General features: G+C 59.9%; 6 protein-coding genes. All 6 read left to right on the top strand.

Features of this window, described 5'->3' with window-relative positions:
• Window positions 1–17: 17 nt before the first annotated feature.
• Genes P1S46_01215 through P1S46_01240 form a run of 6 tightly spaced genes read left to right on the top strand, consistent with a single transcriptional unit; the run spans window position 18 to window position 8,984 of the window.
• Window positions 18–893, top strand: a complete 876-nt coding sequence (locus tag P1S46_01215; protein MDF1535105.1) for a UTP--glucose-1-phosphate uridylyltransferase — start codon at window positions 18–20, stop codon at window positions 891–893.
• Window positions 894–1,358, top strand: coding sequence for an Hsp20/alpha crystallin family protein (locus P1S46_01220; GenBank protein MDF1535106.1), 465 nt, complete (start codon window positions 894–896; stop codon window positions 1,356–1,358). It abuts the gene before it with no gap.
• Window positions 1,351–3,804 carry an endopeptidase La gene (lon, locus tag P1S46_01225; GenBank protein MDF1535107.1) on the top strand — a complete coding sequence of 818 codons (2,454 nt, stop codon included), beginning with the start codon at window positions 1,351–1,353 and terminating at the stop codon, window positions 3,802–3,804. The genes P1S46_01220 and lon overlap by 8 nt, the downstream gene beginning before the upstream one ends.
• On the top strand, window positions 3,791–5,293 hold the full coding sequence (locus P1S46_01230) for a hybrid sensor histidine kinase/response regulator (GenBank protein ID MDF1535108.1): 1,503 nt from the start codon (window positions 3,791–3,793) through the stop codon (window positions 5,291–5,293). Before lon ends, P1S46_01230 begins: the two co-directional genes overlap by 14 nt.
• Window positions 5,293–7,350: a response regulator gene (locus P1S46_01235; GenBank protein MDF1535109.1), complete on the top strand. Its 2,058-nt coding sequence runs from the start codon at window positions 5,293–5,295 to the stop codon at window positions 7,348–7,350. Before P1S46_01230 ends, P1S46_01235 begins: the two co-directional genes overlap by 1 nt.
• Window positions 7,347–8,984 (top strand): HD domain-containing protein, encoded by a 1,638-nt coding sequence (locus tag P1S46_01240; GenBank protein MDF1535110.1) that lies wholly within the window; start codon window positions 7,347–7,349, stop codon window positions 8,982–8,984. Before P1S46_01235 ends, P1S46_01240 begins: the two co-directional genes overlap by 4 nt.
• The last annotated feature ends 204 nt before the right edge of the window (window positions 8,985–9,188 follow it).

Raw genomic sequence — 9,188 nt, forward strand, 5'->3', positions numbered from 1 at the left:
ACAAGAAGGGAGTCCGCTTGAAGGTCACCAAGGTCGTCATCCCGGCTGCGGGGAAAGGTACCCGATTCCTCCCCGCCACCAAATCGGTCCCGAAGGAGCTCTTGCCCCTCGTCGACAGGCCCCTTATCCACGAGGTCGTGTTGGAAGCGGCCCGTTCGGGTATCCGGGACCTGATCCTCGTGACGGCGGAGGGCAAGGAGGCCGTTCAGAGATATTTCGAAAAAGATCCGGCCCTGGAGAATTTCCTGGAGGCAAGGGGAGAACTGGGTTTTTTGGAGCAGGTGAAAGCAGTGTCCGGGATGGTGCGGGTCAGTTCGGTGATCCAGGACAGCCCCAGAGGCCTGGGTCACGCCATCCTCTGTTCCCGGGGACTTGTGGGAAATGATCCTTTCGCTGTGATCCTTCCCGACGATCTCATCGATTCCGTTGTTCCCTGTGTGGCTCAGCTCGCAGACCTTTTTGTCCGGACAGGGAAGACCATCGTCGCTCTCCAGGAGGTCCCCGGGGACCAGACCCATCTTTACGGGATCGCCGACGGGGAAAGGACCGATCCGGGTGTCTACAGGATCCGGAAGTTCGTGGAAAAACCGCCTCCCGGTTCCGCGCCCTCGAACCTCGCCGTGATCGGGAGGTACATCCTGGTGCCGGAGATATACGATCTCATCGAGGGAGTCCAGCCTGGTGTCGGCGGAGAGATCCAGCTTACCGACGCCCTTGACCGGCTGGCCGTAGAGGACGAGGTTTACGGGCTTGTTTTCGAGGGGTTGAGACATGACGCCGGGACCCGGCTCGGTTTTCTCATGGCCAATATCCATTACGGACTCAAGGATGAGGAGCTTGGGCCACCTCTCCTCCGATACATTACCGATAAAATAGCGGCAGGCGGAACCTGAATGAAAAGGAAAGATTTTATCTGGGACACCGGATGGACGTTAAACCGGTTTGTCCGGTTGATCCACGGGTTCTCAGGCAGGGTCCCCATGGCCCCTGACTGGGCTGGTGAAACGGCCCATCCGCCCGTGGATATCGTCCAGGATGACCGGGGGCTGCTTATCGAACTGGAAGCTCCCGGCATGGTTCGGGAGGACCTTGCTGTCGGTATCGATGGTGAGCGTCTCACCATCGAGGGTTACAAGGCCGGACGACTTGATTCGGGCTGCCTCAGGTACCTTTGCCTTGAAAGGGAGTTCGGTGTGTTCCGGCGCGTCATCGATATCCCGGCCAACGTGGATACCTCAGGTGTAAGCGCTGAACTTGCCAATGGGGTCCTGCGGATCAGGCTGCCCCTGGTCAGTGACAGGCGTAAAGCGGTGGTCAAGGTGCCCATTGCCGGTGGGACCGGGGTGGAAAATGAGTGAAGACCGAAACAACGACATCGAGGAAAGGGATAAAGAAAATGCCGGCGGCGAAGGGATGAAGATCCCCGAGATCCTGCCGCTGCTGCCTGTCCGTGATCTGGTGGTTTTCCCTTACATGATCGTGCCCCTGGTCGTGGGCAGGGACAAGTCGATCCACGCCCTTGACGAAGCCCTGAAGGGCGACCGGCTCATATTTCTCACGGCCCAGCAGGAGGGGGAGGTGGAAGAGCCGGGTACGAAGGATATGCACGACCTCGGCACCGTCAGCGTCATCATCCGCATGCTCAAAACACCGGACGGTAAGGCCAAGATCCTGGTCCAGGGACTCCAGCGGGGCAAGGTCACCGAGTATCTGTCCACCGATCCCTATTTTTCCGTTCGGCTCGATCTCATCGATGAGCCTTTCCATAAATCGCTGCCCCTCCAGGTTGAGGCCATGGTACGGGCCACGAGGGAAGGCCTCATGCGGGTGGTCCAGCTCGGCAAACCGGTTCCCCCCGACGTGCTGGCAGTGGCTGACAACGTCAGTGACCCGGGACGCCTGGCGGACCTGACCGGTTCCAGTCTGGGGCTGGGGCTCGTGGAAGCCCAGAAGGTGCTGGAGACCGTCGATCCCATCGAGCGTCTCACCTATGTTCACGGGATCCTCGACAGGGAGATCAAGATCCTCGAGATGCAGCAGAAGATCCAGGATCAGACCCAGGAGGAGATGAGCAGGACCCAGAGGGATTATTACCTCAGGCAGCAGCTCAAGGCGATCCAGGAAGAGCTTGGAGACAAGGACGAACGGCAGGCCGAAATAGGTGACTTCAGAGAAAGGATCGAAAAGGCTTCGCTGCCCGCGGAAGTCCTGGATGAGGTTGTAAAGCAGGTTGACCGTCTTGGAAAGATGCATCCCGACTCCGCGGAGGCCGCCACCTTGAGGACCTATCTGGAGTGGGTGGTCGAGATCCCGTGGAAGAAGGGTACACGGGACAGGCTCGACCTGGATAAAGCCCTTAAAGTTCTTGATGAGGACCATTACGATCTGGAAAAGATCAAGGAGCGGATCCTGGAGTACCTCGGCGTTCTGAAACTGAAAAAGGAACTGAAAGGACCGATCCTGTGCCTGGTCGGTCCCCCGGGTGTTGGAAAAACCTCCCTGGGCCGTTCCATTGCCAGGGCCATGGGCCGCAAGTTCGTGCGGATGTCCCTGGGCGGTATCAGGGACGAGGCCGAGATCAGGGGGCACCGCAGGACCTACGTCGGGGCACTTCCGGGAAGGATCCTCCAGGGGATGAAACAGGCAGGTTCGAAAAACCCGGTGTTCATGCTGGACGAGATCGACAAACTCGGTGCCGATTTCAGGGGAGATCCCTCCTCGGCGCTTCTGGAAGTCCTCGACCCGGAGCAGAACAACAACTTCCGGGACCATTACCTGGCTGTGCCCTACGATCTTTCCTCGGTCATGTTCATTGCCACGGCCAACATGGCCGATCCGATCCCCCAGGCGCTCAGGGACCGTATGGAGGTCATCCGTCTGCCCGGTTACACATCGGTCGAAAAAATACACATAGCCGAAAGATACCTCGTTCCCCGCCAGCTGGATAGAAACGGCCTGTCCGCAGAACTCCTCCGGATCTCGGGAGGGGCCCTGGACCGGATCGTTCTTGAGTACACGCGGGAAGCGGGAGTCCGCAACCTGGAGAGAGAGATCGGGAACGTGTGCCGGAAGGTGGCAAAACGGATCGCCATGGGCAAAAGATCCGGGACTCGCGTGACTGCCGGCAACCTGGAAAACTACCTTGGAGTTCCCCGTTTCCGGGAGGTCAGGAGAGAGGACAAGGCCAGGGTCGGTGTGACTGTGGGGCTTGCCTGGACCCCTGTGGGTGGCGAGACCCTTAATATCGAGGTTTCGGCTGTCAAGGGGAAAGGCTCCCTTACCATGACGGGCTCCCTGGGAAACGTCATGAAGGAATCGGCCCTGGCGGCACTGACCTATATCCGTTCAAGAGGAAGGAAACTCGGGATCACGCCTCAGTCGGTCCTTGCAACCGATGTCCACGTCCATGTTCCCGCCGGGGCGACCCCCAAGGACGGACCCTCTGCCGGGATGGCCATCACCACCGCCATGATATCGGCCCTGACAGGAAAAACGCCCCTCCCCGCCGTCGCCATGACCGGGGAGATCACCCTTACCGGGATGGTCCTTCCCATCGGCGGCCTCAGGGAAAAACTCCTTGCCGCCAAACGTTCGGAGATCGCGAAGGTCGTTATTCCCGGCCTGAACCGGCCGGACCTGAAGGAGATCCCGTCCTACGTGACCCGGGGAATGGAGATCGTGACGGTGGACGACCTGGATCAGGCCATTGACGAGGTCTTCGAAAAAGGGGCTTTTGCCGGGCCCGCCTCCCGGACAAAGAAAACCGGGAAAGGCCGAAAAGGAACCGCCCATGCCAAGAAATGACGGACAGACCGTCGGCCCCATCCTCGTCATCGATGACGAGAAGTTCTTCCGGGACCTGATGGCCAATATCCTGGTGGATGAGGGTTACGAGGTCCATGTTGTGGGCACCGGGGCAGAGGCCCTGGCCGCCTGCGCGGAAGGTCGATTCAGGGTCGTGGTCATGGACCTGGTGCTGCCGGATATCATTGGAACGGAGGTCCTTGCCAGGATCAGGGAACGGGACCCGGGCATCGCGGTTATCATGGTGACAGCTTACGCCAGCATGGAAAGTGCCATAGAGGCCCTGAAGGCCGGAGCCTACGACTACATCAAGAAGCCGATCGTGAAGGAGGATCTCGTTCACTCGGTGCAGCGCGCCCTGGAAAGGCAATACCTTTCCATCCGCAATGTCCAGCTCGTTCGCCAGCTGGAGGCACGCATCGAGGAGATGAAGATCATGAGCAGGGAGAAGGAGGAGGTTTTCCGGATCCTGGACGAAGGGCTCGTGATCATGGAAGACAGCGGTCGTATCTTCGACCTCAACCCGAAGGCTGTCGAGCTCCTGGGCGGCGGTTCTTCCCCACTGGCTGGAACCGATTTCTTCGAGACCGGTTTCCCGGTGCCGGAAGGTTTCATGACGTCTGTCCAGGCCGCCGGGGGACAGGCCGTGAGGAGCCTCGTTCAGTTCCAGGCATCCGCTGGGCAGGCCCGGGAGATCGAACTCTTGGGCCTTTCCATGGCAAATGCTACCGGGCCGTCCCGGGTACTGTTCGGGCTCCGGGACCTCACCGGGATCCGGGAACTGGAACGGAACCGGGAGGAGTTTCTGGCCATCGTATCCCACGATCTGAGGACCCCCCTCACATCCCTCAAGGGGTTTATCGAGGTCCTGTTAAACGGCGATTATGATAACCGGGAAAAATTCCAGGAATACCTGGGTATCCTCGATTCCGAGGCCGATCGGATGATCTTTCTCATCAGCGATCTCCTGGACCTGGGCCGCCTGGAATCAGGCAGGATGACGATGCATGTGGAGCCCTGTTCCGCCGTCGAACTCATCGATTACGCCATGAGAAGCATGGAGGGTTTAGCTGCCGGGAAAGAGGTTCGCCTGCAGTTGACGGGCGGGAGCAACGAACCGTTCGTGATCGAAACGGATCGACAGCGCTTCCTGCAGGTGCTGGTCAACATCTATTCCAACGCCATCAATTTCTCCCCCCAGGGAGGTGTGGTGGAAACGGTCATCAGGAGGGTCAACGGCGAGGTCAGCATCGAGATCCTCGATGAAGGGCCGGGTGTGCCTCCCGAGGAGCAGGAGCGTATTTTCGAAAAATATCACCAGGTCCCGAGGGCTTCATCGGGACGGGGGAAGGGAAGCGGCCTGGGCCTTGCCATCGTAAAGAAGATCATCGATCTGCACGGGGGTTCCATCACACTTCAGGATCGGGAAGGCAGGCCGGGGAGCCGTTTCGTCTTAAGAATGAAAACCGTTAGCGGGGAGGATGGCTGATGGCTTACAGGATCCTTGTGGTCGATGACAGCCCCTTCATCCACGAGCTTGTCAAGGACGTGCTCGTCAAGGAGGGATACGAGATCGATCGTGCCATGGACGGGCACGAGGCCATGCTGTCCATCGGCGAAGCACCGCCTGACCTCGTTCTCCTGGACATCATCATGCCGGAGATGAGCGGGTACCAGGTGTGCCGGCTCATCAGGAGCGACGAGAGGTTAAAGGCCCTGCCCGTTGTGATGATGACCGCAAAGGACACCCAGAAAGACCGCTTCTGGGGCCTTGAAGTCGGAGCCGACGCCTACATCACCAAGCCGATCGAGCAGCAGGCCCTTCTGGAGACCATATCGTCCCTCCTCAAGGAGAAGCGTGAACCCATAAAGCCGGTGAGCCCCGATGAGCTTTCCAGTGAATCGCTGAAAGGGCGTGCCGATGATATCCTCGAGCGCAAACTTCTCGAGCTGACCATCATCAACGAGACAGGGAAACTGTTCACCTATCTTGACCGTCCTGACGCCCTGCTCATGAACAGCCTCAACCTCATCTGCCAGGTGGTGGATTACGATCTGGGATCCATATTTGTGGCGCTTCCGGGAGCCGGCGAGAAACTGGTTGCCCTCAAATACCGGAACCTGCCCCTCAAAGTCTCGAAGAAGGCGGTGATCAAAAAGGGGACAGAGACCCTCGCCCTCGAAAGGAAGACGGAGGTCGCGGCCATCGCGGCTCTCGAAGCCAGGCTCATCGAGGAATCCGATCTCAGGGACACCTTGTCGCGAAAGGCGGCTGCCTCTGAACTCATGGTCACCCTGCGTTCCTCCCGGGGGGTCCTCGGGAGTGTCACCCTGTTCTCACACCGGAACAACTTTTTCATACCCGACGACCGCGCTCTTGTGGAAATGATCGCGGCCCAGCTCTCGATCCTGCTGGATAACGTCCAGCTGCTCCAGGAACGGGACAGGCAGGTCACCGGACTGGAGCTGGAAAAGAACCGGGTCGAGGCGATCCTCCGGAACATGGGGGAGGGTGTTATCGTCACCGACTGGTCCTACAGGATCATTCACGCGAACCCCCTGGCCCATGAACTGCTGGGAGTTGACGATGAGGTCGAGGGGCGGCATCTGTTCGACCACATCCCCGCGGAAACGTTCCGGATCCTCCAGGAACAGCACATCGGCGTCAAGAACCCCACCTGGACGGTCCGTTTCACCTCCATCAAGGACAAGATCCCCCTGGTGGCCAGCGTGGCCGTGGTGGATGAACGCGAGGAACAGACCCTGGGGCTCATCATCCTTCTCAGGGACATTTCCGAGGAGGAGGAGCTCGACCACCTTAAGACAAGGTTCCTGGAGAATGTCTCCAACCATCTGAGAAACCCCCTGACCTCGCTCAAGGGATTTCTGGATCTCCTCTGGGACGATACCTACGACAAGGCCCCCCCGCGTCAGAAGGAATACCTCGATATCATTGCAGAGGAGACGGCAAAACTCGCCGAGATCGTGGAGGATCTTCTGAGCCTCTCCAGGATAGAGCTGACCGATTTCAGGTTCAATCCGGAGCCCTTCAACGTGTCCGAGACCCTGCTCAACGCCATGATCAGCAACCAGTCTTCCGCCCAGGCCCGAGGGATCACCCTCAAATCGGAGATCGCCGAAGGGCTGCCGGAGGCCTATGCGGACAAGGAAGGGGTAGCGGACATCACCAACAGGCTTTTGTCCAACGCCTTGAAGTACAATCCGCCGGAAACCGAGGTGATCATTGGAGCAAGGATCTGCGAGCGTCCCGGCCGGGAGGGCGATGTGGAGGTCTTCATCAGGGATTTCGGTCCAGGGGTTTCCGAGGACCGAAGGGAGGCGATCTTTGAGAAGTATACCAGGCACAGGATGCTCATCGACGCCGACGGCCAGGGCGTGGGACTGGGTCTTCCCATCTGCAGGCGCCTTGTGGAGATAAACGGCGGCATCATCGGTGTCGAGCCTGCCGAGGGAGAAGGCAGCCTCTTCTTTTTCACCCTCGCCTCCGCGGACAGGTCCGTAAGGGACGGAGACAGCCAGGAATGACACGCCCGGTGCCGATACGATCAGACCTGCCGCTCCCGCGGGATGAACTGAAGGGGTTTTTTCAGGAGCTGTCCCAGTTCACCGGTCTGGGCATCTCCTATTTCCCCGCCGGTTCCGATCAGCCTTATCTGATCGCGGGGGAGAGTACCTTCTGCATGCAGCTCAAATCCACGCCGGAGGGGGCCCGCCGATGCCAGGCGTCCACCGGTCAGATACTGGCCCGGTGCCGTGCCGATGCCGGGCCCGAGTTCGACATCTGCCATGCCCGCATGGCAGAAATGGCGGTTCCCCTCCGCAGTGCGGAAGGACTGGATCTCGGGACGGTCTTCGTGGGACACGCCCTGATCCAGGGGATGTCCGAGGAACACAAGGAACACGTCAGGACCCTGGCCGGCGAACTGGGGTTCGCTTCCGCCGATCGCCTGATAATGGAGGCATCACGGAGCCCTGTCTACACACGTTCCCGCCTGGAGGCCCTGGGACGGTTTATCCGGGAGCAGCTGGTGGAAAAGGCCAGGGACAGGGGTGCCATAGAGGACACCACGGAGTACCTGCTTCAGAAGTACGAGGAGCTCATGTTCCTGTATGCGGTAACAGAGAGCCTTGCTCCCGACAGCGGTCACAAAAGAGCCCTGACCGTTATCCTGGACAAGGGCGCCCAGAAGGTCGGCGCCAAATGGGGAACATTCCTCCTCGCTGACACAGAGGGCTTGGGAACTCTTGAGGTTCTGGAGACCTACGGGGAACTCCCCTGGTCCGGCGACGGGCAGGCCGGCTCGGGGCTGGAGGAGGTCTGTCTGCCATGCTCCGGGCCCGCCCTTGTCTCGGCGCCCCTGGCGGAGGGCGGTGAGGAGAACCTTCTTATCGTGCCCTTCCGCCTCCGGAACTTCAGGGAAGGTTACGTCGTGTTCGGGCTGGCGAAAAAGGGGGCGATCGGGGATGGCGATCTGCGGTTCGCCCTGGCCCTCTCGCGGCAGGCCTCCTCCGTATTGTACGCCGTTCACCTCTACCAGGAACTGGCCGACCTCCTCTTCGCCACCCTGGGAGCCCTGTCCTCGGCCATCGACGCCAAGGACCCTTACACCCACGGACACTCCCAGCGGGTCGCCGAATTCGCCGTCATGGCAGCCGGTCACATGGGCTACAACTCCAAGTTTCTCACCATGCTCAAGATCGCGGGGCAGCTCCACGACTTCGGGAAAATAGGGGTAAGGGAATATATCCTGGGCAAGGAGGGCAGGCTGGATGATGAGGAGAAGCTGGCCATGAACGAGCATCCGGTCATCGGCGCCCATATCCTCGGAAAGTTCAAATCCTTCGCGGAGATCGTACCCGGGATCCGGCACCATCACGAACGGTACGACGGCGGCGGCTACCCGGAAGGGCTCCGTGGCGAGGAGATCCCTCTGGTGGGCCGTATTATCGCTGTGGCCGACGCCTACGATGCCATGACAACCACCCGCCCCTACCGGGCCAGGCTCCAACACAAGGATGCCCTGGTGGAACTGAGGAGGTTCGCGGGTATCCAGTTCGATCCGGCTGTGGTGGAAGCGTTCATTGCGGCCCTGGGAGGCCCTCGGGGAACCCCTGAGACTCCTGGCGGTATTCGTGCGGAAAATGCTACACTGCTATAATCAAAAATCGAGTTAAATTAGAAGATTGATGGACTCGCAAAAAAGTCCATCAACGCGCCCCGCGCGGGGCGCCCAAATCAATGACTCACCGCGCCTGGGAGAGGCGCCCGGATCGATGACCGGCAATAGCAGCCGCGCCCGGGGAGGGCGCCCGGATCGAGTGCCAATGGCTGTGTGTTCGATCCGTGAGGGAACCGAAAACCA

This window comes from bacterium (genome assembly GCA_029210545.1).
In the GTDB taxonomy this organism is placed as follows: Bacteria; BMS3Abin14; BMS3Abin14; order BMS3Abin14; family BMS3Abin14; genus JARGFV01.

Coding starts and splice junctions, on each gene's coding strand:
- P1S46_01220 (MDF1535106.1), top strand. CDS start 894: ATGAAAAGGAAAGATTTTATCTGGGACACCGGATGGACGTTAAACCGG.
- lon (MDF1535107.1), top strand. CDS start 1,351: ATGAGTGAAGACCGAAACAACGACATCGAGGAAAGGGATAAAGAAAAT.
- P1S46_01230 (MDF1535108.1), top strand. CDS start 3,791: ATGCCAAGAAATGACGGACAGACCGTCGGCCCCATCCTCGTCATCGAT.
- P1S46_01235 (MDF1535109.1), top strand. CDS start 5,293: ATGGCTTACAGGATCCTTGTGGTCGATGACAGCCCCTTCATCCACGAG.
- P1S46_01240 (MDF1535110.1), top strand. CDS start 7,347: ATGACACGCCCGGTGCCGATACGATCAGACCTGCCGCTCCCGCGGGAT.